We start from the raw sequence: 24,440 nt of genomic DNA, 5'->3' as shown, positions 1-24,440 counted from the left end.
TTTGATGCCATTATATCAATTTTAAGAAATCGTCTTCAGAAATTATAGCGATTCCTAAATCTGTAGCTTTCTGCAATTTTGAGGGCCCCATCTGATCACCCGCAACAATAAAATCCGTTTTTTTAGAAATAGAACTACTCACTTTCCCACTATTGTTCTCTATCAGCTTTTTCAATTCAGTACGTGTCACCTTGTGAAACACTCCAGAAACCACAAATATTTTGCCTGCCAAAACATCTGTTTGATGCTTTAATTCTTCTTCGGACAAAGAAAAATTTAAGCCATAATCTTTGAGTCTTTCTATCAACAAAAGATTTGAGGGTTGGTTTCTAAATTGAATGATACTTTCTGCAATTCTTTCCCCTATTTCATCTACAGCAATCAAGGTTTCAAAATCAGCAGCCAATAAAACATCTATGTTTTTGAAGGATTTTGCTAGTTTTTTGGCTACTGTTTCTCCTACAAAACGAATCCCTAAAGCAAACAAAACTTTCTCAAAAGGCATCTGCTTAGAGGCATCAATACCTAGAATCATATTGGTTGCAGATTTTTCTGCCATGCGCTCCAAAGGCAATATTTCATCTATTTTTAATGCGTACAAATCCGCATAGTTTTCAATCAATTTTTCTTTACACAATAACTCTACAGTTTCTGCACCTAAGCCATCTACATTCATGGCTTTGCGACTGATAAAATGTATAATTCTACCTGCAACTTGTGTCATACAACCCCTATCATTGGGACAATAATGCTTTGCGTCTCCTTCTTTTCTTATGAGTTGCGTATCACACTCTGGACAATTTTCTGCATACCTTGTGGGCACAGAATATTGGGGTCTTTTCGACAAATCCACTCCAACGATCTTGGGAATGATCTCTCCTCCTTTTTCTACATAAACCTCATCTCCTACCCTAATGTCGTGCAACGCAATTTGATCTGCATTGTGTAAAGAAGCTCTCTTTACAGTAGTCCCAGCCAATTGAACTGGTTCCAAATTAGCCACTGGAGTAATGGCACCAGTTCTTCCAACCTGATAGGTGATTGTATTCAATAGCGTAGACACCTGTTCCGCCTTAAATTTATAGGCAATGGCCCAACGGGGTGCTTTTGCCGTGTAACCAAGCTCCTCTTGTTGACGAATGTTATTCACTTTGATCACAATACCATCTGTTTCATAAGGCAAATCAAAACGTGCCTTATCCCAATACTCAACAAAGGCAACTACCTCATCTATTGATTGGACGACCTGTATTGTTTCTGGGACTTTAAAACCAACTTTTCTAGCTTTTTCTAGGGCTTGAGCATGACTATCAAACTCGTTATTAACACTTAAAACTTGATACAACAAACAATCCAATGGTCGTTTAGACACCTCAGCACTGTCTTGCAATTTTAGACTCCCACTAGCAGTATTCCTTGGGTTTTTATAGGTTTCTTCTCCCAATGCCGCTCTTGACATATTCATTTGGTTGAAGCCCTCCAAAGGCAAAATGATCTCACCTCTAATCTCAAAATTATCAACAAAATCACCTTGCAACTTTAGCGGCAACGATTTGATTGTTTTTACGTTATTTGTCACATCATCTCCTTGTACACCATCTCCACGTGTGACTGCTTTTACCAGCACTCCATTTTCGTAGGTCAAATTGATCGAAGCCCCATCATATTTTAATTCACAGGTGTACGTGATCTCTCCTTCAATAATCTTTGAAATCCGTTTTTCCCAGTCTAGAAGATCTGATTTGCTGTAGGAATTGTCCAAAGAGTACATCCTATTTTTATGAACAAGGGTCTCAAAGTTTTTGGTAATGGCTCCCCCAACTTTCTGAGTCGGTGAATTTTCATCATCAAATTCAGGATGAGACATTTCCAAAGTTTGCAATTCTTTCAACAACTGATCAAATTCAAAATCTGAAACACTTGCATTGTCCAATACATAATATTCATAATTATATTTGTGCAATGTATTTCTAAGGTTTTCTATTTTTTGTTGAATGTTGTGCCCCATCTGATAAAATTTTGTCTGTAAATTTAAAACGATTATTTTAGATGACACAGGAATAAAATTGCTAACTGACAGAAAAAATCAAATCATGTTTTCAAAATTCATTTTATTATTTTCATCTGCCACCCTTGGACTCTCCATTTTGGGTTTTTTATTTCCTAAACTCAGATACGGTATTGTACCAAGAACCACCATCGGACTCATTGGAATTGTATGCTCACCAATGTTTCATAAAAACCCAAAACACCTCTTAAGCAATAGCATTCCATTTGTAAGTTTGGTCTTCCTTCTGTATCATTTCTACCCTTCAAAAGCAGATGTTACCGTTTGTTGTATGCTGGTGAGTGGAGGGGTATTGCTGTGGTTGTTTGGAAAAAAAGCGAATCATATTGGAGCAAGTGGATTGATTTACGGTCTGGCTGGATTTCTGATTACACAAGGGTTTATAAGCTCTAAAACCTCCTTGATTGGCATTTCTATTTTCATCATTTTGATTTATGGTAGTTTGTGGAAAGGTCTCCTTCCTTTTCAAAGAAAAAATATTTCTTGGGAAGGTCATTTTCTTTATGCCATAGCAGGTATTTTATCTACATATTTGTGGTCATAGAGACTAATTTTACGTGCCTTTTAAAAAAAATCAACAACCACAACTAGCACAAATAGGCATTGCACAGTGCTATTTGAAAATGTATATTTGTGGCCCGAATTTATTGGTTTATAAAACAACAGAATGGCATTTATAGAAGAAATTAAACGTAGAAGGACTTTTGGTATTATCTCTCACCCTGATGCAGGTAAAACAACCTTAACTGAAAAACTATTATTATTTGGTGGAGCCATCAGTGAAGCAGGAGCTGTAAAGAATAATAAAGTAAAAAAAGGAGCAACTTCTGATTTTATGGAAATAGAACGCCAACGTGGAATTTCTGTAGCTACATCTGTATTGGCCTTCAACTATAAAGATCGAAAAATAAATATTTTAGACACACCCGGTCACAAAGATTTTGCCGAGGATACTTTTAGAACATTGACCGCAGTAGATAGTGTTATTGTCGTTATTGATGTAGCCAAAGGAGTTGAACCTCAAACCGAAAAATTGGTTGAGGTTTGTAGAATGCGTAAAATCCCTATGATTGTTTTTATAAACAAATTAGACCGCGAAGGAAAAGATGCCTTTGACTTGTTGGACGAGGTGGAACAAAAACTTGGACTGACCACAACTCCTTTGTCTTTCCCTATAGGAATGGGCTATGATTTTCAAGGAATCTATAACATTTGGGAAAAGAAAATCAACCTTTTTTCTGGAGATAAAAAACAAAAAGTAAGCTCTGGTATTGAATTTACAGACATCAATGTTCCTGAATTAGATGAAATGATAGGAAACAAAGCCGCAGATACCTTACGTGAAGAAATCGAAATGGTAGAAGGAGTTTACCCTAGTTTTGATCAACAAGACTACATCAATGGTGATTTACAACCTGTATTCTTTGGCTCTGCTTTGAACAACTTTGGCGTTAAGGAATTGCTGGATTGTTTTATTGATATTGCCCCAACCCCACAACCTAAAAAAGCAGAAGAACGGCTGATCGATTCTAAAGAAGAAAAACTAACTGGATTTGTGTTTAAAATTCATGCCAACATGGATCCAAAACACAGAGACCGACTTGCATTTATTAAAATTGTATCTGGAACGTTTAAGAGAAACGTACCTTATCTTCATGTTCGTAATGGCAAAAAAATGAAATTTTCAAGCCCTAATGCTTTTTTTGCCGAGAAAAAAGAAATTGTAGATAAATCTTTCCCTGGTGATATCGTTGGGTTACATGATACTGGGAACTTCAAGATTGGAGACACCTTGACTGAAGGTGAAATCATCAACTTCAAAGGAATCCCAAGTTTTTCACCCGAACACTTCCGTTATGTCAACAATGCAGATCCATTAAAATCTAAACAGTTGTACAAAGGCCTAGATCAATTGATGGATGAAGGGGTTGCACAACTATTTACATTAGAATTGAACGGTAGAAAAGTAATCGGAACCGTTGGAGCACTTCAGTATGAAGTAATCCAATACCGTTTAGAACACGAATATGGGGCGAAATGCACCTATGAGAACTTGGCCATGCACAAAGTCTGTTGGGTAGAACCGACCGATAACAAGGCTGAATTTGAAGAATTCAAACGTGTAAAACAACGCTATTTGGCTAAAGACAAACAGGGGCAATTGGTTTTTTTAGCAGATTCTGCATTTACCATACAAATGACACAAGACAAATATCCTTCTGTCAAACTTCACTTCACAAGTGAATTTAAATAAAGACAATGTGCAAATCCCAACTCAAGTCAGCAGATAGGAAACATTAGATTTACGAAACTTTTCCATTATATTTGCAAAAAAAGTCAAGGGGATTCACAAAAAACTTTCATGACAAATAATGAATAAAAAATATTGATAAATAGCGAACACATTTATCACCACCAAGGCAAAACCGAACAATATAAACCCTGGATGAAGCACAAAATTTTCAAAGCTTATGTCCTACAATAAACAATAACATGAACAACGGATTGTACGCAAAGTTTAACACCTCAAAAGGTGCTATTTTGGTAAATTTAGAATTTGAAAAAACCCCCGGAACCGTAGGTAACTTTGTTGCCTTAGCAGAAGGGAATATGGAGAACGATGCAAAACCACAAGGAACACCCTATTATGATGGATTAAAATTTCACCGTGTGATCGCAGATTTTATGATCCAGGGAGGATGTCCTCAAGGGACAGGATCTGGAAATCCTGGTTACAAATTTGATGATGAAATTGTTGCTGAATTAAAGCATGATGTCCCTGGAGTATTGTCAATGGCAAATGCAGGACCAGGAACAAATGGTTCTCAATTCTTCATCACACATACAGCGACCCCATGGTTAGATGGAAAACACACTGTGTTTGGAAAAGTTGTAGAAGGTCAAGATATCGTTGATGCTATAGAACAAGGAGATGAAATTAAATCTTTAGAGATTGTAAAAGTAGGTGAAGCCGCAGAAAACTTTAATGCCATTGAGGCGTTTAGAAAGTTTGAAGGCGCTAGAGAAGCAAAATTAAAAGCTGAAGCTGAAGCTGCTGAAATCGAATTAGAAAAATTGGCTGCTGGCTATGACAAAACAGACAGTGGTTTGAGGTATAAAATCATTCAAGCTAGTGGTTCTGGAAAAAAAGCAACCAAAGGAAAACAAGTCTCAGTCCACTACAAAGGACAATTGTCTGATGGTACAGTTTTTGACTCTTCTTACAAAAGAAAAGAGCCTATAGAATTTGCTATTGGTGTAGGACAAGTAATCACAGGTTGGGATGAAGGTATTCAACTGCTAGAAGTTGGAGACAAAGCTCGTTTGGTTATCCCTTCTCACTTGGGTTACGGAGCTAATGGTGCTGGTGGTGTCATCCCTCCAAACGCAACCTTAATCTTTGACGTGGAATTGGTAAAAGCTTAGTCTTTTTCAAAAGAACATCATAAAAGCCATGAAGAACAATCTTCATGGCTTTTTTTTTAAAAACAATAGTGCTAAGATCTATTGACCTAGTCTACTCTTTTAACACTCTTCTTTACGCTTGACTCTCTTTCTCAATCCTTTGATCATGAAAGTCACAAGAACAAAAACATAAATAAGTATCTTTGCTACCCAAAGTAGCTTGTAATTAAAGATGACGGATGACGTGATAAATATTGAAACGCTCAAAAAGAAAAACTTCATACTTCTTTTTGATGGGGTTTGCAACCTTTGTAATCGTGCCGTGCATTTTATCATAAAAAATGAAGCAAAGGATAAGTTCCTGTTTTCTGCCCTTCAAAACCCCGAGATCGTTCAATATCTAAAACATCAAGAGAATCATTTAAAGGATATAGATGCCCTTATTTTAATTACCGATACAAAAATATACACGAAATCTAGTGCAGCGCTAATAGTTGCTAAACACCTAAAAGGCTTGTATCCTTTGTTGTTTGTATGCTATATCATACCTAAACCTTTGAGAGATACACTCTACGACTTTATCGCTAAAAACAGATACAGATGGTTTGGAAAAAAGAACAAATGCGGGATTGAAATCCCTGAATTTAAAAGTAAATTTTTATAAATCCCTATGCTTAACATTGTGTATTCTGTATTATAGCGTATTTTTGTGCGCAAATAGATTTACATGGAAAAACTTAAACAACGTTGGGGATTGAAATCAAACTGGGAAGTTTTAGCAATTGTCATTGCTTTCAGTATTAATGGATCCTTTGCTGCTTTTATAGTAAAACCTTCATTGTCTTTAATTGGTATCACTAAGGAAAACTTAAATATTACTGTTTTTTATATCTTATATATAATCCCTGTAATTGCTATCTACCAATTTACACTTCCACTGGTGGGTTGGGTTTTGGGTCAATATCAATTCTTTAAAAACATGCAAACAAAAATGTTGATCAGAATGAGATTGAAAAAAAAATAATCTCTTTTTTCAATCAACTGTTTACAGATGGATTTCAATTATTTATCTAGCCGAACAAACAAATTAGTGAACGCTACCTTACATGGAATAGAAGCTCACAAATTATTGTCTCCTGCGCAAAGAATCCATTTCAATAAGTTCAACATTCCAAATACAGCAAAACAAGCTGGAGTATTGGTTTTGGTTTATCCAAACCAAAACAATAAAGCCTGCATTTTATTAACCAAAAGAGCTATGTATAAAGGTAAGCATAGCCAAGAAATAAGTTTTCCTGGAGGAAAAAGAAACAAAGAAGATCTCAATTTAAAAAATACGGCCATCAGAGAAACTTTTGAAGAAGTTGGACTCCCTATCAAAACTATCAATATTCAAAAAGAACTAACTTCAGTTTACATCCCTACCAGTGATTTTAATGTAAGTGCCTATTTAGCGACCACCTCCTACCTACCTGTATTTTCTTTAAGCCATGAAGTTGAAACCGTCATTTCATTAGATGTCGAAGATTTATTGAATCCCAAATCATTAACAAGTTTTATCCCTAAAACTTCATACATTAAACAAGTAGCCGTTCCGTGTTTTAAAATTGGAAATCATTATATATGGGGAGCTACAGCCATGATTTTAAATGAAGTAAAAGAAGTTTTAAAAAAATTATGAGACGGCTTAAAATATTGTAAATTTGTTCTTCTATTCACCCTAAATAAGAAACAAGATAAAATGCGCGTATTCAAAAAGAACCCCTTTGGGCACTACCATTTTCTCAAAAGAATTATCATTTGTGTGTTTGGTATCATTTCTTACCGAAGATACAACGGCTTTAACAAATTAAACATTGAAGGATCCGAAGTTTTAAAAGACTTACCTCCTAACAAAGTGCTTTTTATTTCCAACCATCAAACCTATTTTGCAGATGTTGCGGCAATGTATCACGTTTTTAATGCCTCTATTAATGGAAGAAACAATAGCCTAAAAAGATGGACATACATCTTAAAACCCAAATTAAATCTTTATTATATCGCAGCCCTGGAAACGATGAAAAAAGGGTTCCTCCCAAAGCTTTTTGCCTATGCAGGATCTATCTCGATTGAAAGAACTTGGAGATCTGCTGGAAAAGCTGTCAACAGACAAGTAAAAATGTCTGACATTTCAAATATCAAAAAAGCTTTAGACGATGGATGGGTCATCACATTTCCTCAAGGAACTACAAAGCCATTCAACCCTGTAAGAAGAGGTACGGCACATCTTATTAAACTCTACCAACCTATCGTAATACCTATCGTTATTGATGGCTTCAGACGTTCTTTTGACAAAAAAGGGTTATTGATTAAAAAAAGAGGAATTCTACAATCTATGGTGATCAAACCACCACTGGAAATAGATTATGAAAATGAAGACATGAACGAAATCTTAGAAAAAGTAGAATATGCGATCGAGCAACATCCTTCTTTTTTAAAGGTTATTTCTGTAGAGGAATACGCGGCTCAAGAAAAGGAACTAAATAAAAAGAGAACGTTTTAGAACCCCATAGCCCAAAGATTCAGAAGTAAAACCATAGGCGTCAGACCATTTCTGAACGTCTTGTTTCTGTTTTTACAGAGACAGACAACGATGGACAGGTAAAAATATTGAAGATCAAAATTTATTGTGTAACGATCTTAAGACTGCTTCAACGAAAACTCAAAAGGAATTCTATTTACAATACTTCTTCCCAAAGTGACTTCATCAGCATATTCCAACTCATCTCCCACTGAAATTCCTCGTGCAATAGTAGAAATACGAACATCATAATCTTTTACTTGCTTGTAAATATAAAAATTAGTTGTATCTCCTTCCATGGTAGAACTCAAGGCAAAAACCAATTCTTTAACCGAGCCTGATTTAATTTTATCCAAAAGACTTTCAATTTGTAAATGACTGGGTCCAATACCCTCCATCGGAGATATTTTTCCTCCTAAGACGTGGTACAATCCTTGAAACTGAGCGGTATTTTCTATCGCCATAACATCTCTTACATCTTCGACAACGCAAACAACAGTTTCATCTCTTTTTGGACTGGCGCAGATATCACACAATTCTACATCTGAAATATTATAACAACTTTTACACAACTTGATTTCGTCAACCAAATGATTCAAAGCTTTGGTTAAGTAATGTGTCTGCTCTTTGGGCTGCCTTAACAAATGTAAAACCAAACGCAACGCAGTTCTTTTTCCTATTCCTGGCAATTGTGAAACTTCATTCACCGCATTCTCTAAAAGTTTTGAAGAAAAATCCATAAGTTTACAAATGTACACATATAGTGTTACAGAATAAAAAAAATATTTAATTTGGTCACCTATTAAATCCAAGAAATGACTCCTCTCCACATTGCTTTATTAATTGGTACTTACTTTGTTGTTTTGTATGTCATTGCCTTACTAACTGGTAAAGAAAATAACAATGAAACATTTTTTAAAGCCAATAAGAAAGCACCGTGGTACGTTGTCGCATTTGGAATGATTGGAGCTTCTTTGTCTGGAGTAACTTTCATTTCTGTTCCGGGTTGGGTCGCAACAAATCAATTTAGCTATATGCAAGTGGTGTTGGGCTACTTTATTGGGTATTTGATTATTGCCTATGTGCTGCTACCCATTTACTATAAGTATCAAATTACATCAATCTACGGATACCTTAAATTACGTTTTGGGAATTATAGCCACAAAATTGGTGCGGCTTCCTTTTTGATTTCAAGAATCCTTGGGGCATCTTTTAGACTCTATTTGGTTGCTCTTGTATTGCAGTACTATCTTTTTGATGCCTGGGGCGTTCCTTTTGAAGTCACTGTAATCTTCTCTGTTTTATTAATTTGGATCTACACTTTCAAGGGAGGTATCAAAACAATTCTGTGGACGGATACGCTTCAAACTTTATTTATGCTCATGGGGTTGGTAGTCATAGGCACTACACTTCTTGATAAACTGGATACGAATCTAATAGATTTCTTACAATCACGTGAGTATGACCAGTATGGTAAAATATTTTTTTACGATGATTTTAATGATAAAAAATACTGGGTAAAGTCTATTTTAGGGGGAGCTTTTATCGCGATAGCAATGACAGGGTTAGACCAAGATATGATGCAAAAAAACCTTGCTTGCAAAAACACAAAAGAAGCACAATGGAACATGCTTTCTTTCGCTCCTTCACTTCTTATTATTAACTTTCTTTTTCTGATGCTAGGCGCTTTGTTATTTACCTTTGCCCAAAAAGAAGGAATTGAAGTCCCTAGGATAGATGGTAAATCAAAAACTGACTTGTTGTTTCCAGAAATTGCCTTAAAGGGTGGTTTAGGTATGAAAGCGGCTGTGGTATTTTTATTGGGATTGATTGCTGCTGCGTATTCAAGTGCAGACAGCGCTCTAACTTCTTTGACAACTTCATTTTGTATTGATTTTTTAAACACCGAAGGCAAAGCTCAAAAAAACCAAGAACGATTAAGAAAAAAAACACATATATACATGTCTCTAATCCTAATTCTGACCATTATATCCTTCAAATATATTCTGAATGAAAACGTTATTAGCAACTTATTAAAAGTAGCGACTTACACTTACGGTCCGCTTTTAGGGCTATTTTCGTTTGGAATTTTCACCCAACATAAAATTCATGACAAATGGGTCCCATATATTGGTATTATTGCTATAATTTTTAGTTATTTTATAAATGAATACAGTACAACCCTATTTAACGGTTTCCAGTTTGGGTATGAATTACTCCTCGTTAACGGAACCCTCACATATCTAGGACTTTATCTTATCAAACAAAAAAATGAACAGTGATCTAAGTAATTATCGTAAAGTATATCTCAAAGGAGAATTAGAAAAAGCAAACGTCCCTAAGGCACCTATTGATCTTTTTCAACAGTGGTTTCAAGAAGCTGAGTCTTCTGAAACAGATTCTGAAACCAATGCTATGAATATTGCTAGTATTGGATTGGATGGTTATCCCAAAAGTAGGATAGTACTTTTAAAACGTTTTACCGAGGAAGGATTTATCTTCTATACCAACTACAACAGTGAGAAAGGGAAATCAATAAACAACAATCCACTGGTTTGTGCCTCTTTTTTTTGGGAACAGCAAGAGAGACAAATCATCATAAAAGGCAAAGCTGAAAAAATAGATGAAAAAATATCTGACGAATATTTTCAAAGTAGACCTGAGGGAAGTAAATTAGGAGCATGGGCATCAAACCAAAGTGAAGTAGTAAACAATAAAGAAGTTTTAAATGAACAACTAGCATCGTTCACTAAAAAATTCAAAAACAAAGACATTGCTAGACCCAAACATTGGGGTGGCTACATGATCAAACCCATATCAATTGAGTTTTGGCAAGGAAGACCCAATAGAATGCACGACAGAATAAGATACACACTGTTAGAAAATATGGAATGGAAAATTGAACGGTTGGCTCCATAAATAAAGACTATGAAAACTATTTACATTGTAAGACATGCAAAATCTTCATGGGAGTATGAAGGAATAGATGATATTGATAGACCTCTTAAAAAGAGAGGAATCAAAGATGCCTATCTGATTGCAAAAGTTCTCAAAAAGAAAATCAATAAACCTGATGCCTTTATCTCAAGTTGTGCGAGTAGAGCACTACACACAGGGGTTATTTTTTGCAACACCATGGGCTTTCCAATGGCCAATTTCAAAATAAGTAAATCTCTATACAGCTTTAGCGATGGCTATTTAGTTAAAACCATCAAAGCGTTAGATGATGATTATGATGCTGCAATTATTTTTAGTCATGACCATGGAATCAATACCTTTGTGAACACCTATGGAAACAAGCCTATTACACACGTTCCTACTTGCGGAGTGATTGGAATTGAATTCGACACCAAGCACTGGAAAAACATCAAATCTGGAAAGACTGTCTTAAAAGAATTTCCAAAACATTACAAACAATAAAGAAACTTAAAAAAACATATTTTGATTCGTATAAAAAAATACGCAGCGATAGATATTGGTTCGAATGCCGTTAGATTGTTAATTTGTGACATCATTGAAAACGATGACAACAACAAAGTGAAATTTAAAAAATCTGCGTTGGTTAGGGTACCAATACGCTTGGGACAAGATACATTTGGTACAGGAAAAATATCAGTAAAAAATACCACAAGACTGATAGACGCCATGAACGCTTTTCAATTGTTAATGAATGTACACGGAGTTACAAAATATAAAGCTTGTGCTACGTCTGCGATGAGAGATGCTGCAAATGGCGAAGATATCATAGAAAAAATAATGAAAAAATCTGGGATCAAAATTGATATTATCAATGGAGAAACAGAAGCACAAATTATTGCTGCAACTGATCTTGGAGAATTGTTGGACAACAGTAAATCTTATCTTTATGTTGATGTTGGTGGAGGAAGTACTGAGATGACCATTTACAAGAAAGGAAAAGTCGCCAATTCTAAATCTTTCAAAGTAGGAACTGTCCGTATGTTAAATCAAAAAGATGCTTTAAAAAACATTTGGAACGAAATGAAAACATGGGTACAGGTGAATACAAAAGACATCAAAAATGTAAGCTTGATTGGTTCTGGTGGAAACATCAACAAGATTTATAAAATGTCTGGTCGATCTGATGGCTCTCCACTATCATTTATCTACATGAAAGCCAATTATAAATATCTAAAAGCCATGAGTTATGAGGAACGTATCTCTGAATTGAACTTAAATCAAGATAGAGCCGATGTGATTATTCCTGCAACTAAAATATATGTTTCTGCAATGAAATGGTCAAAAGCAAAAAAAATTCATGTTCCAAAAATAGGTCTAGCAGATGGAATTGTCAAAAGCTTATATGCAGGGATTATCTCTTAATAAAATTAGTTTTCTTAAGTATTACTCATTGTTGTTTATCACCGCAATAACAATGAATTGTTGTGAAAATGCCACAAATAGAAAACCTACGATATCTAATAAAACCTCCCAAAAGACAATAAAAAAGACCGCAAAGAAAGAAACCCTTACCAAAGTAAAAAAACAAATACTCGTACAAGACGTGATTAGTGATAAAAATGTTAGAAGCTTTTTTATCGATTACGGAAAAAAAAATCCTGAGACAAAATTAATTTTAAAAACACGTTTGGGAAACATAAGCATTCAGTTATTCAAAGAAACCCCCTTACACAGAGCGAGTTTTATTTATTTGATAAAGAACGGATATTATAACAAAACATGCTTTCATAGAATTGTTAAAGATTTTATCATTCAGGGGGGATGGTCAGATCAAAATATTGTTCAAGAGTATAGAAGTCAACTCAACAACTACAGAATACCACCTGAATTTAAAAAAGGACTCATCCATAAAAAAGGGGCTTTGTCTGCGACCAGAAGATGGGTAGAAAACCCAGGAAAGCTTTCAAATCCATTTGAGTTTTTTATTATGCAAACCAGCCTTGATTGCTCTCATTTAAATTTTGAACACACAGTCTTTGGACAAGTAACAAATGGACTCGAAGTGGTTGACAAAATATCGAAGGTAACATTGGATGAAGATTCAGAGTGGCCGGAGGTAGACATCAATATAGAGTTTGAAATTTTACCTTAAACCCTCTTTTTTACCTTTAGCTACCAACTACAAATAGGGAATAAAAAAAAGCTCAATAGACATACTATTGAGCTTTATATTTTTATCAGAATATTTGACTATTTATTTTTTGATAGCCTTAGATTTTAATTTGATATTTTCAATTACAGTTCCCGTAATCCAATAAGGAACAACGAAAGTAAGTAAGAAAATCAACAACCAAAAACCAGCTGTGAATACAAATAAAAATGCTAAAAAACCTGAGAATTGTGAAATATCCATATTGTACTAAATCTTTTATGATTGTGTTTGTGTCAACAAAAATAAAATAATTTTTCTATTTTAACTCAACAAAATAAAAATAATTGTTTAATTAAAGACACCTTTATTAAGTGCCACTAACGCTTGTTTTTTATCCTCTGTTTTGACCACCAATGAAACGTTGTAGTCTGAACCTCCATAAGAGATCATACGAATAGGAATATCTGACAAACTCGATAACACAGGTACAGCTGCACCAGTTCTTTTTGAAGCAAAATCTCCTGCCAAGCAAACAATACTCAAATCTGAATCGACAACAACAGAACCTATTTCTTCTAGTTCTGAAACAATCTCATCCAAACGACTAACATCATCAATGGTAACAGATACGGCAACTTCTGAAGTGGTGATCATGTCGATAGAAGTTTTGTATTTTTCAAACACTTCAAAAACACCTTTTAAAAAACCGTAAGCCATCAACATTCTGTAAGACTTTATTTTTATGGCAGTGATACCATCTTTAGCCGCAATTGCTCTTACACCACTTGGAACCTCACAGTTTTTAATTATAGTTCCTGGTGCATCTGGTTCAAAAGTGTTTTTTAACCAAACTGGCACATTTGCCTTTCTTGCTGGTATCACAGATTGAGGGTGTAAAATTTTTGCACCAAAATAAGCCAACTCTGCCGCTTCATCGAAAGAAAGTTCTTTCAACGAGAAAGTATTCTCTACAAAACGTGGATCATTGTTATGCATACCGTCAATATCTGTCCATATCTGAATCTCTTCAGCAAGTATAGCAGCTCCTATCAAAGAAGCAGAGTAATCTGATCCCCCTCTTTTTAAATTGTCTATTTCTCCTTTGTTACTCAAACAAACATAACCTTGAGTGATAAAGATCTCATTGTCTTTGTTTTGATCTACAATCGCTCCGTATGCTTTTGTGATTTTTTCAATCACAGGCTCATCGGCATCATCAATTGCCATAAAATCAAAAGCAGAAACCAAAAGTGCACTTGCTCCCACTTCTTTTAAATGAAAATGAAACAAGTTGGTAGATAAAACCTCTCCTTGTGCAACTATATTTTTTTCAATCTGGCTAGATTTTATTTCAGCGCCAATGTGTGACCTGATGTACTCAAACACCTCGGAAACCAGCCCGATGGCTTCTTTTTGATTTGCTTGCTCAAGCAACAATTCGTTCACTACATCAACATATCTACCGATCAAAACATCTACGACATCGTTCGCTTGCTCTTCTTTGTAATTTATGATCAAAGAGGCCAAATCATGTAAGTCGTTTGTAGTTCCTGACATTGCGGAAAGAACAACTGTTTTTTTTCCTTTTATATTTCTTACAATATTCGCTACTTCTCTAATACTTTTTGGGCTTCCTACAGAAGTACCTCCAAACTTTAATACTTTCATAATCTCTAACTTTTTAAATCTGATGACATGAGCAACAAAAGCACAAAGGTTTCACAAAAGTGTTATTTGAACAAAAAAATAATAATATCTTTACATCTTAATACTAATTGTTAAAATTTGAACAGTTATGAAAACCATACAAGAATCTGTTGAGAGCATCATTAGAAAAACTCCTTTTTTAGAAGAAGCATTAAACGATAAATTGATCAACGTTTCTTCTTTAGCTAGGGTGATACAACCCGATGTAGAAAAGGACTTGAACAAAGAAGTAAAGTCAGGAGCCATAATGATGGCTATCAATAGATTATCTCCTTCTAGTATATTAAAAATACGCAAGAATATTAAAAAAATAATCTTAACCTTAGGAGATTTTATTGTACGTTCAGATCTAGGAAACTTTACCTTTAAAAACACACCTACTTTATTAAATTGCATAGCAGATTTGATCAAAGAATTTGGTGAGGACAAAGACTATTTTTTCACCATCTCCCAGGGTATTTTTGAGACAAACATCATTACCAGTAAGAAATTACATCACAAAATATCAGAAATTTTTAAGACCGAAATGCTCTTATCCTCTGCAGATGAGCTGGCATCAATTACGGTAAAACTTCCCAAATCAAACTCCCAGCAATCTGGTATCTATTATTTTATCTTAAAGCAACTGGCATGGGCAGATATCCCTGTACAAGAGATTATTTCTACAACCCACGAAATAACGATCGTGGTAAAAGAGTCTGACGTCAACAAAACTTTCTCTATCCTTATAGACATGAAAAAAAGTTAAATTCAATAATTCGAATACAAAAGCGCTAACACAGTTCATGAGTTAGCGCTTTTTCGTTAGGTAGTTTATTCGTCATACCGAAAAAGGACTCAATAAACCAACCTAATTTTCTCTCTAACAGTATCTAATGTCTTGATGAGGAGCTCAGAACACTCAAAGGTCATGAGGTCACTTTCCTTCTTACGATCTCTGATCAAGGCATTAAAATGCTCTATTTCATAATTATATCCTATGGTCTTCACCCCAAAATCGATAGTTTCAATTCCATTTTTTTCAACAACCACTGTTGTAGGAGAGTAAAACGGTGAGGATATGATGATCTTCCCCAACTCACAAGTAAAAATAGCTTCAGTAGCGGTTTCTTTTTGAATAGCACTTTTCAAAATCGCTTTTGCTTTAGGATAAGTAAAGGCAATAGTACAGTCCGCATCAATACCATTCTCTAAAAAAGTAGCACTAGCTTCTATCTCTTGAGGAATGCCTAAAGTTGTTAGGGCTACAAAAATAGGATAGATTCCAACATCTAACAAGCTCCCTCCTCCTACTTCTTTTTTAAACAATCTATTTTCACTATCAAAAGGCTTATGGAAACCAAAATCTGCTTCTAGTGAAATAACCTCGCCCAATGCCTTTGATTTGATCAAGTTTAAGACATACTGATAATGAGGAAGGAAATAGGTCCACAAAGCTTCCATGAATAAAACATTTTGAGTTTTTGCTACCGCAATCATTTCTGAAACCTCAAGGTAATTCATCGCTAATGGCTTTTCACACAAAACAGCTTTGTTATGCAACATACAAAGAATCGAGTGGTCTTTGTGAAAACTATGGGGTGTCGCTATATAAACCGCATCAATATTATTGTCTTCTGCCAATTCAGCATAGGAATCATAGGCTTTTTGAGCCTTGTATTCTGCCGCAAATTGTTCAGAGCGTACTTTGCTTCTTGAGGCTACAGCAAAGAGCTCAGCATTTGGAATCTTTTGTAAATCATCAGCAAATTTTCTGGCAATGTTACCCAAACCAATGATTCCCCACTTTATATTTTGCATATGTTTATTTTTATTTTGGCTCAACCTAAAACATCAAATCAATTTGAATCATTTTTATGAGTTTTGAAAATACTCTAACCATTGAAATCATCAAATGACAACCTCTACAAATAAAGGAATTAAAACAACAAGCTTTTCATTTTTTGTTTTATTTTTTGGTTGATGTCTTTTGGGTAGTTTTTTTCGCCCATAAAAATATCTGTTAAAGCCTCACTAAATCGCTGACCATAATTTTTTAACAAAAACTTACGTGCCATTTTGTTTCCATAAAAAAGCTTCGCCAACTTCATAGAAGTCAACAATTCAGGCATCATAGAATTTGTTATAAGGGTTTCATACAATTTTCCAGCTAGCCTAGTATCACCGTTTGCTTTTGCAATAGCGTTTGCCGCTAACCTACCACTCAAAATAGCATTAGAAATACCTTCTGCTGTCAAGGGATCTGCAAAACCTGCAGCATCTCCAATTAAAAAAACATTATTTTTTACGAAACCATCCAAACGTGGAGTAACAGGAATTTGATAGCCATGCCTCTCGATACTGATGACCTCCTCAATCCCTAAAAACTTGATGTACTCCTCGCAATATTGTTTGATTTTATTGTTGTCCTTTAGGAGGGCAGCTACCCCTACAGACAAATGATTTTTCTTTGGAAAACACCAACCATAACCCGAAGGTATTGCATCAATATCAAAGCGAATTTCCTTTGACAGTCTTTCAAAATCTGATGTAGGTACATGAATTTCGTACTCTAAGGCAGGAATCAAAGTCCGAGTATCCTCCTTCCATCCAGCCATTTTGGCAACTTGACTATACACCCCATCTGCGGCGATTATATAGTTCGAATATAGGAGACCTGAGGATGTTTCAATTGCAGTCAAATCTTCTACTTTATGCAAAGATTTAACTTTACAATTCTGAATAACCTCAACCCCTAACGCTTTTGCGTTGCGAACCATCAACTCATCAAAAGTATCTCTCATGACCAATGAAACTATGGGTTCCTTTCGTTTGGTTTTGAAGTGTAAATCTCTCCCCATATAAATGTCAATGGCATTACATTCAAGATCTACAACTTCAGAAATATCAAAAGGCATTTCCTTCCTACCTCTGTACACAAACCCTCCTCCACAAACTTTATATCTGGGTAATTTTTCCTTTTCAAGAATCACTACGCTTAAACCAGCTTTAGCCAAATGAAAAGCTGCTGAAGCTCCAGAAGGACCAGAACCTACCACTGCTACTTGATAATTCTTCATGATACAATATTAAACCTATCAATATTAACCATTTCTATGTGTAGAATCAAAAAAGCTGCTTATTTATTTTGTTTATTAAAAACGACAAAACAAATTATATTGCTATTCTGATTGATCATTTTTGGGCTTATTTGCGTATTTTAGCGGTCTAATAATTTAACATTACCCATGAATAAAATTTGGAATATTTTATATAGTACTCGCCTAATGTCAGTACTATTTGTTGCGTTTGGTACCGCTATGGGAATTGCTACCTTTATTGAAAATGACTACGGTACAGAAACTTCTAAAGCACTTGTTTATAACGCTTGGTGGTTTGAAGCCATCATGCTTTTTTTTATCGTTAATTTTTTTGGAAATATTTTCAAATACAAATTACTCAGAAAAGAAAAATGGGGAGTATTGTTATTTCACGTATCCTTCTTATTTATCCTGATTGGTGCAGCCATCACAAGATATGTCAGCTATGAAGGAATGATGCCCATTGTTGAAGGAGAAAAAACAAATGAATTTTTTTCTGAAACTACCTACCTAAATATAAATATTCACAATTTTAAAGAAGAGAAATTCGTACATAGCCCAGTACTTTTATCATCAAAAGGAAAAGCCAAATATCAGTACGAAACTGACTTCAGAGGTCAGAAAGTAAATTTTGAACTGACAGAATACATCCCAAACGCAAAAACCGAATTCAGTCGAAGCGAAACAGGAGATCATTTTATTCATTTTGTAGAATCGAGTTCTGGATCCAGGCATGACCATTATATAAAAAAAGGAACTCTTGAAAATATTCATGGTATTTTAGTAGGGTTTGAGCAAGCAGAAAATGCTTCTCTGAACTTTACCGAAAAAGAAGGAGTATTGTATCTAGACTCTCAATTGGATGGAACTTTTATGCGTATGGCTGATCAATTCCAAGGGACAGTAACAGCAAATGCAACAGAGAAATTCAACTACCTAAGTTTACATCAAATTGCTGGGTTGAGCTTTGTGGTTCCTGAAAAACCAATAACAGGAGAAATGAAAATAATTTCTGACAAAGATAAAAAAGCCTCACCAGAAGCAATGCTAACGTTTAAAGTTACTTCTGATGAAAAAATGAGTTTGGTTCAAGTGAAAGGAGGAAAATACACCTCTAACCAACCTGTTTCCCTGAGTCTGGCTGGGCTAAACATTAGTCTTTCGTACGGCTCGAAAATTCTGAAACTTCCTTTTTTCATCAAACTAAACGATTTCCAATTAGAAAAATATCCCGGCTCCGAATCTGCAGCTTCATATGCAAGCGAGGTGACCCTCATAGATAAAGAAGAAACGAATACTTTCGACTTTAGAATTTTTATGAATCATATTTTGGATTACCGAGGTTATAAATTTTTCCAATCTAGCTACGACTTATCGGGTCCAAAAGAAGAAACTCGACTTTCTGTAAACCATGATAGCATTGGGACGACAATTACTTACATCGGCTATTCGATGCTCTATACTGGAATGATGATGATACTATTCATGAAAAAATCTCGTTTTGGACTCCTGAGTAAAAAATTGAGAAAACTAAAAAGCAAAACGATGATGGTCACGCTACTTGTAAGCCTTACCAGCTCATTTGCTTTTGCACAACATACGGAAGAAAACCACCAGCATGATGAACACCTACACACAAAGGAGGGAAACCAAGAACAACAAGAGACTCACAGTCATAATGGGGTTGAACACAATCACCAAAGTATAAAAAACACATCCGAACAAGTACAAGAAGCTATCCTAAAAAATGCTGCAAAACCTGAGCACGCACTTGAGTTTAGTAAAATAGTCATACAAGATACCGGAGGGCGCATGAAGCCCATAAATACATTTGCAAGTGAAATGCTACGAAAGGTTAGTAAGAGTGAAACTTACGGACCCTTAGATGCAAATCAAGTATTTTTATCTATTGTAGAAAATCCAAGACTTTGGTTCGAGGCTCCTATCATTTATCTCGAAAGAAATGATAAAAAAATTAGGAGTATTCTAGGGGTTGAAGAAAAAGCAAAACATGCTTCACTGGCAAATTTTATAGATCCTAACGGGAACTATAAATTGGTCTCCTACGTGGCAGCAGCTGAAAAAAACCAGAAAAAAAATTCTTTTGAAAAAGATGTAATCAACATTGACAAACGAGTAGGACTCCTCTACACAGCTATTAGTGGTAGTATTTTACGCATCTATCCTAAAATAGATGACAGCAACAACAAGTGGGTGTCTCAATTAGAATTAGAAACTTCAGGATTCAAAGGCGTTGATTCTGTTTTTGTGAAACAAATCTTACCGGCTTACAGACAAGTTTTGTGGCAAGCCAAACAATCTAATGATTACGCAGAAGCTAACGAAATACTAGAAGGAATTAAAAACTTTCAAAAAAAGCATGGAAAAGCTGTTTATCCTAGCCAGAAGAAAATAGATTACGAAATTACGTACAACAAATACGACATCTTTAAAAAACTATTTTCATACTATACCTACATCAGTACTATTTTGTTCTTATTGATTATTTTTCAGATTTTTAAAGATGGAAAAATCATTAGAGGACTGATCAGGATCAGCATTGGTGTTGTTCTTCTTTTGTTCATAGGTCAAACTGCTGGATTAGGCGTGAGATGGTTTATTAGTGGTCACGCTCCTTGGTCTGATGCCTACGAATCTATTATTTATGTTGCTTGGGCTACCATGCTATTTGGATTGATTTTTGGTAGAAAATCTTCCTTAACGATTGCGGCAACTGCATTTGTTACTGCTATGATCTTGATGATTGCTCATTGGAATTGGATGGATCCACAAATAGCCAACTTGCAACCTGTTTTAAATTCTTATTGGCTCATGATCCACGTGGCAATCATTGTAGCCAGCTACGGACCCTTTACCTTAAGCATGATTTTAGGACTGTTGGCATTGATTCTTATGATCTTGACCACAAATAAGAACAAAAAAACACTAAAATTAAAAATTGACGAACTAACCATCATCAATGAAATGAGTATGACTGTTGGTTTGGTAATGTTAACCATCGGTAATTTTCTAGGTGGGATGTGGGCAAATGAAAGTTGGGGACGTTATTGGGGTTGGGATCCAAAAGAAACTTGGGCTTTGATTAGTATTATGGTCTATGCCTTTGTTCTTCATATGCGCTTGGTTCCTGGACTTAGAAGTAAATTCACTTTCAACATCATATCTGTCTATGCTTTTGCAAGTATTATGATGACCTACTTTGGGGTAAATTTCTACTTGTCTGGATTACATTCATATGCCAGCGGTGACCAAGTCGTTACCCCAAGTTTTGTGTACTACTCTATAGCTTTTGTTGCTATTGTTGGGGGTCTTGCTTACCTAAAATTCAAAAAATATTATAAAAAATAAATTGCATTCTGATTTCATTAAATATTAATGTAAATTTGTCTAACTGATCATTACAAATAATCTATATGTTCCACAAATACTTAAAATTAGTTTTAGCAGTAGGAGTAACTGTTTTAGCTGTATTACAATTCATTGAAGAAAACATAGGAAACGGTATTCTTTTCTTGCTCCTAGCCTCAATTTTTGTCTTTTTATACTTCAAAAATGAGATCCTTTTACTTGCCTTTTTACAAATGAGAAAGCAAGACATGGAAGGGACTGCAAAATGGCTAGACAGAATCAAAAACCCTGAAATGTCATTAATCACCTCTCAACAAGCGTATTACCATTACTTAAAGGCAATACTATTGGCTCAAAAAAACATGACTCAAGCTGAAAAACTATTCAAAAAAGCTTTAGGATTAGGATTAAGAATGAACCATGATATTGCCATGGCTAAATTAAACTTAGCGGGTATCGCTATGAGCAAGCGTAGAAAAAGAGAAGCAACAACATTACTCAACGAGGCAAAGAAGTTAGACAAACACGGAATGCTTACAGACCAAGTAAAGATCATGAAAGATCAACTAAAAAAAATATAAATCATTCCAGACACCAATAAAAAACGTCTTCATTTTTGATATGAAGACGTTTTTTTATACTATTCATCTTTATACTGTTTAGGTCGTCTTTACCAAACTGTTATAGATGGCCTCGTATTTTGGTAAAACACGATCAATGCTAAACTGCTTTGCTCTTGCAAAGGAATTCTCTTTAAATTCTGCTAATTTCTCTCTGCTTTCTATCAATTTTAGCGTGTTCTGGGCCATATCTTCTACAGCTTCTACCTCACTTAAAAAACCAGTAACACCATGAACATTCACTTCCGGCAATCCTCCTGTATTTGTAGAAATGACAGGAGTCCTAGCCGCCATAGCTTCTAGTGCTGCCAAACCAAAACTTTCAGACTTTGATGGTAACAAAAAGACATCAGAATAGCACAATACTTTGTCTACTTCAGTACTGTTTCCAATAAACACAATATGATCATAAACCCCTAATGCCCTCGCCAATTGTTTCACTGCAGCCATATCTGGCCCCTCTCCTACTAAAATTAACTTTACAGGCTTGTGTGCCAAAACCTTTGCAAATATTTTTACTACATCCTGAGCTCGCTTTACAGGCCTATAATTACTGATGTGCGTCAATATAAACTCATCGTCATTCGCTATATTACCCCTTTGGCAATCTTTACCACCAATTGAGTTCATTTCATACTTCTCTAATTCTATAAAATTATAAACGACTTCAATCTCTTTGCTAATCTCAAACAAATGATAAGTTTCTTCTTTCAAATTGTGAGATACTGTTGTCACAACATCAGAGTTATTGATACTAAATTCTACGGCTGATTTATAATTAGGATGACTTCCCACAAGCGTTATATCTGTACCGTGTAAGGTGGTAACTACTTTGATTTCTTTTCCTTTGTCTTGTAACATTTTCTTCGCCATGTAAGCAGCATAGGCATGAGGAATAGCATAGTGCACATGTAACAGCTCTAAGTCGTATTTCTCGGCAACTTGTACCATTTTACTAGACAAGGCTAATTCATAAGGCTGGTGGTGGAACAATGAATATTCCTCAATTTGCACTTGATGAAAATGAATACCACTTGAAATCAAATCTAATCGAACAGGGGGTTGATAAGTTATAAAATGAATTTCATGACCCTTCAAAGCCAATGCCATGCCCAACTCAGTTGCCACAACTCCGCTACCACCAAAAGTAGGATAACACACAATACCAATTCGCATAATCAATCGTTTCTGTATAGGTTCACAAAAGTAACTTTAACTAACGGATTTCACAAAAATATTACACAGTGTAAGTTTATTTATGACAAAACAAAACTTAATACTCTCATTTTTAAACCCCTATGAATTGTTTTAAAATTCTAGTCATTTTTGAGAAAAAACTTACGGTTTATTTATAAAAAAGTATATTTTTGCTACCGCTTAGTTAAGCATGGTGCCTTAGCTCAGTTGGTAGAGCAAAGGAGTGAAATTCCTTGTGTCCCTGGTTCGATTCCTGGAGGCACCACATTAAAAACCACAACGTAACTGTTGTGGTTTTTTATTTAAAACAAATGTAGAACCCACAAACCAAAACCTTAAACTTTAGAGTTGATTTCTTCAAAAGGAATACGCACAAGTATTAGGGAAAAATGGGTAAGCGATCAACAGTTGTTAATCAAGATCTTTGCGGTGTAATCATAAAACAAAAAACATGGCAACAGAAATTAAAATTAAAAACATCTCAGAGGGATACCAATCTATCATTTCAAATGGAAGACACACGATTGTGGGTGACGAACCCATAGAGGTCAAAGGAACTGATTTAGGAATGTCACCAACAGAACTGCTTCTTTCTGGAATATCGATGTGCAAAGTAGCCACCATTAGAAATGTAGCCAGAAGAAAAGGTATTGAGATAGGAGAAGTAAATGCTAATTTATCACAAGTGGTAAAAAGAAATGCTGATGGTTCATTTACAACAACCGTAAATTCTGAAATTTCTATTGAAGGAAACATCACGCAAGAACAAAGAATCATGCTTATCCACGAAGCAGACCATTGTTATGTAACGAGGGTGGTAAAAGGGGACTGGATCATCAACGACTCAACTATCCTATAAAACAACTCAGCCAGTTACCTATAAAAAAGTCTTACTCTATTTTCGTAAGGCTTTTTTATTTTTATAATTTTACAGCATGAAGATACAAGGAAAGCTAGGAGAATATTTTGAACTTCAAGTTATAAATAGTGAGGATAAGGAAATCATAAAAGAGCCTGTCGAATCTGGTCTTTCTGCTCTTTGGTTTCAAGATGATGTTAGTGAATTGATCATTGATGGAAAGACAAACAGCTACTCTAAAAACGAAATTCTTTTTCTTACAGAGTTTCATCGGATAGACATTAAAAATCTAGGAACAATCCAATTGATCAGGTTCAATAGACCCTTTTTTTGTGTTGTAGATCACGACACTGAAATAGGCTGCAAAGGAATTCTTTTCTTTGGTTCTTCAAACCTACCATCGATTAAAATACCAAAAAATGATCTTAGAAAGTTTGAAGGGTTTTGGAAAATGTTTCTTCTAGAACTAGAAGAAGAAGACGAATTTCAGATAGAAATGATTAA

Annotated in this window: 23 protein-coding genes, 1 tRNA gene and 1 pseudogene; 18 read left to right on the top strand and 7 right to left on the bottom strand. The window is 35.0% G+C overall.

From position 1 onward, the window contains the following. Positions 1-10: 10 nt before the first annotated feature. The gene (ligA, locus tag ABF281_RS03750; RefSeq protein ID WP_347180362.1) at positions 11-2,008 is read right to left on the bottom strand and encodes an NAD-dependent DNA ligase LigA; all 1,998 of its coding nucleotides are present in this window, start codon (positions 2,006-2,008) and stop codon (positions 11-13) included. A gap of 85 nt (positions 2,009-2,093) precedes the next feature. Between ligA and ABF281_RS03745 the strand changes: the two genes are divergently transcribed. From ABF281_RS03745 to ABF281_RS03715, 7 genes are all read left to right on the top strand, one after another. Continuing rightward, a complete protein-coding gene (locus tag ABF281_RS03745) occupies positions 2,094-2,612 on the top strand; it encodes a rhomboid family intramembrane serine protease (protein ID WP_347180361.1) in 519 nt (172 codons plus the stop codon). 123 nt (positions 2,613-2,735) lie between these two features. Further along, a complete protein-coding gene (locus ABF281_RS03740) occupies positions 2,736-4,322 on the top strand; it encodes a peptide chain release factor 3 (RefSeq protein ID WP_347180360.1) in 1,587 nt (528 codons plus the stop codon). Positions 4,323-4,561: 239 nt separating this feature from the next. Further along, entirely contained in the window at positions 4,562-5,494 is a 933-nt protein-coding gene (locus tag ABF281_RS03735; protein ID WP_347180359.1) for a peptidylprolyl isomerase, read from the top strand. Positions 5,495-5,705: 211 nt separating this feature from the next. Continuing rightward, positions 5,706-6,137: a DCC1-like thiol-disulfide oxidoreductase family protein gene (locus ABF281_RS03730; protein ID WP_347180358.1), complete on the top strand. Its 432-nt coding sequence runs from the start codon at positions 5,706-5,708 to the stop codon at positions 6,135-6,137. A gap of 63 nt (positions 6,138-6,200) precedes the next feature. Continuing rightward, entirely contained in the window at positions 6,201-6,497 is a 297-nt protein-coding gene (locus ABF281_RS03725; RefSeq protein ID WP_347180357.1) for a DUF6787 family protein, read from the top strand. A gap of 27 nt (positions 6,498-6,524) precedes the next feature. Further along, positions 6,525-7,154 carry a CoA pyrophosphatase gene (locus ABF281_RS03720; RefSeq protein WP_347180356.1) on the top strand — a complete coding sequence of 210 codons (630 nt, stop codon included), beginning with the start codon at positions 6,525-6,527 and terminating at the stop codon, positions 7,152-7,154. A gap of 60 nt (positions 7,155-7,214) precedes the next feature. After that, positions 7,215-8,015, top strand: coding sequence for a lysophospholipid acyltransferase family protein (locus tag ABF281_RS03715; RefSeq protein WP_347180355.1), 801 nt, complete (start codon positions 7,215-7,217; stop codon positions 8,013-8,015). A gap of 137 nt (positions 8,016-8,152) precedes the next feature. On the opposite strand, the gene recR is transcribed toward ABF281_RS03715, so the two are convergent. Then, the gene (recR, locus tag ABF281_RS03710; RefSeq protein WP_347180354.1) at positions 8,153-8,773 is read right to left on the bottom strand and encodes a recombination mediator RecR; all 621 of its coding nucleotides are present in this window, start codon (positions 8,771-8,773) and stop codon (positions 8,153-8,155) included. Between the two features lie 75 nt (positions 8,774-8,848). On the opposite strand from recR, the gene ABF281_RS03705 reads away from it, so the two are divergent. Genes ABF281_RS03705 through ABF281_RS03685 form a run of 5 tightly spaced genes read left to right on the top strand, consistent with a single transcriptional unit; the run spans position 8,849 to position 13,104 of the window. Further along, complete coding sequence (locus tag ABF281_RS03705) at positions 8,849-10,315, top strand: sodium:solute symporter (protein WP_347180353.1); 1,467 nt, start codon at positions 8,849-8,851, stop codon at positions 10,313-10,315. Continuing rightward, complete coding sequence (gene pdxH, locus ABF281_RS03700; protein WP_347180352.1) at positions 10,305-10,952, top strand: pyridoxamine 5'-phosphate oxidase; 648 nt, start codon at positions 10,305-10,307, stop codon at positions 10,950-10,952. The genes ABF281_RS03705 and pdxH overlap by 11 nt, the downstream gene beginning before the upstream one ends. A 9-nt stretch (positions 10,953-10,961) precedes the next feature. Continuing rightward, the gene (locus ABF281_RS03695; protein WP_347180351.1) at positions 10,962-11,453 is read left to right on the top strand and encodes a histidine phosphatase family protein; all 492 of its coding nucleotides are present in this window, start codon (positions 10,962-10,964) and stop codon (positions 11,451-11,453) included. A gap of 21 nt (positions 11,454-11,474) precedes the next feature. After that, the gene (locus ABF281_RS03690; RefSeq protein ID WP_347180350.1) at positions 11,475-12,374 is read left to right on the top strand and encodes an exopolyphosphatase; all 900 of its coding nucleotides are present in this window, start codon (positions 11,475-11,477) and stop codon (positions 12,372-12,374) included. Beyond that, entirely contained in the window at positions 12,334-13,104 is a 771-nt protein-coding gene (locus ABF281_RS03685) for a peptidylprolyl isomerase (protein WP_347180349.1), read from the top strand. Before ABF281_RS03690 ends, ABF281_RS03685 begins: the two co-directional genes overlap by 41 nt. Before the next feature lie 102 nt (positions 13,105-13,206). Here the strand turns inward: ABF281_RS03685 and ABF281_RS03680 are convergent, their stop codons facing one another. Further along, positions 13,207-13,365, bottom strand: a complete 159-nt coding sequence (locus ABF281_RS03680) for a hypothetical protein (protein ID WP_347180348.1) — start codon at positions 13,363-13,365, stop codon at positions 13,207-13,209. A gap of 87 nt (positions 13,366-13,452) precedes the next feature. Beyond that, positions 13,453-14,772, bottom strand: a complete 1,320-nt coding sequence (locus ABF281_RS03675) for an aspartate kinase (RefSeq protein ID WP_347180347.1) — start codon at positions 14,770-14,772, stop codon at positions 13,453-13,455. Positions 14,773-14,899: 127 nt separating this feature from the next. Here ABF281_RS03675 and ABF281_RS03670 point away from each other — a divergent pair, with 127 nt between their 5' ends. After that, positions 14,900-15,559, top strand: a complete 660-nt coding sequence (locus ABF281_RS03670; RefSeq protein WP_347180346.1) for a hypothetical protein — start codon at positions 14,900-14,902, stop codon at positions 15,557-15,559. Positions 15,560-15,648: 89 nt separating this feature from the next. Here ABF281_RS03670 and ABF281_RS03665 read toward each other — a convergent pair whose 3' ends face one another. Both ABF281_RS03665 and ABF281_RS03660 read right to left on the bottom strand, forming a co-directional pair. Then, complete coding sequence (locus ABF281_RS03665) at positions 15,649-16,611, bottom strand: Gfo/Idh/MocA family oxidoreductase (RefSeq protein ID WP_347180345.1); 963 nt, start codon at positions 16,609-16,611, stop codon at positions 15,649-15,651. A gap of 119 nt (positions 16,612-16,730) precedes the next feature. Continuing rightward, positions 16,731-17,870: an NAD(P)/FAD-dependent oxidoreductase gene (locus ABF281_RS03660; RefSeq protein WP_347180344.1), complete on the bottom strand. Its 1,140-nt coding sequence runs from the start codon at positions 17,868-17,870 to the stop codon at positions 16,731-16,733. Between the two features lie 207 nt (positions 17,871-18,077). Here ABF281_RS03660 and ccsA point away from each other — a divergent pair, with 207 nt between their 5' ends. Beyond that, the gene (gene ccsA / locus ABF281_RS03655) at positions 18,078-21,260 is read left to right on the top strand and encodes a cytochrome c biogenesis protein CcsA (protein ID WP_347180343.1); all 3,183 of its coding nucleotides are present in this window, start codon (positions 18,078-18,080) and stop codon (positions 21,258-21,260) included. A 65-nt stretch (positions 21,261-21,325) separates the two neighbouring features. Then, positions 21,326-21,841, top strand: coding sequence for a DUF2892 domain-containing protein (locus ABF281_RS03650; RefSeq protein WP_347180342.1), 516 nt, complete (start codon positions 21,326-21,328; stop codon positions 21,839-21,841). A 78-nt stretch (positions 21,842-21,919) separates the two neighbouring features. On the opposite strand, the gene bshA is transcribed toward ABF281_RS03650, so the two are convergent. Further along, complete coding sequence (gene bshA / locus ABF281_RS03645) at positions 21,920-23,056, bottom strand: N-acetyl-alpha-D-glucosaminyl L-malate synthase BshA (protein WP_347180341.1); 1,137 nt, start codon at positions 23,054-23,056, stop codon at positions 21,920-21,922. Positions 23,057-23,269: 213 nt separating this feature from the next. Between bshA and ABF281_RS03640 the strand changes: the two genes are divergently transcribed. The 3 genes and pseudogenes from ABF281_RS03640 to ABF281_RS03630 all read left to right on the top strand — a co-directional run. Further along, positions 23,270-23,342: transfer RNA gene (locus tag ABF281_RS03640), tRNA-Phe, on the top strand. Positions 23,343-23,528: 186 nt separating this feature from the next. After that, a complete protein-coding gene (locus ABF281_RS03635; RefSeq protein WP_347180340.1) occupies positions 23,529-23,936 on the top strand; it encodes an OsmC family protein in 408 nt (135 codons plus the stop codon). A gap of 76 nt (positions 23,937-24,012) precedes the next feature. Continuing rightward, a pseudogene (locus tag ABF281_RS03630) lies at positions 24,013-24,440 on the top strand (AraC family transcriptional regulator); the annotation flags it as partial.

This window comes from Wenyingzhuangia sp., from assembly GCF_039768515.1.
Lineage (GTDB): Bacteria > Bacteroidota > Bacteroidia > Flavobacteriales > Flavobacteriaceae > Wenyingzhuangia.
This window is presented reverse-complemented; position numbering and strand designations above follow the sequence as displayed.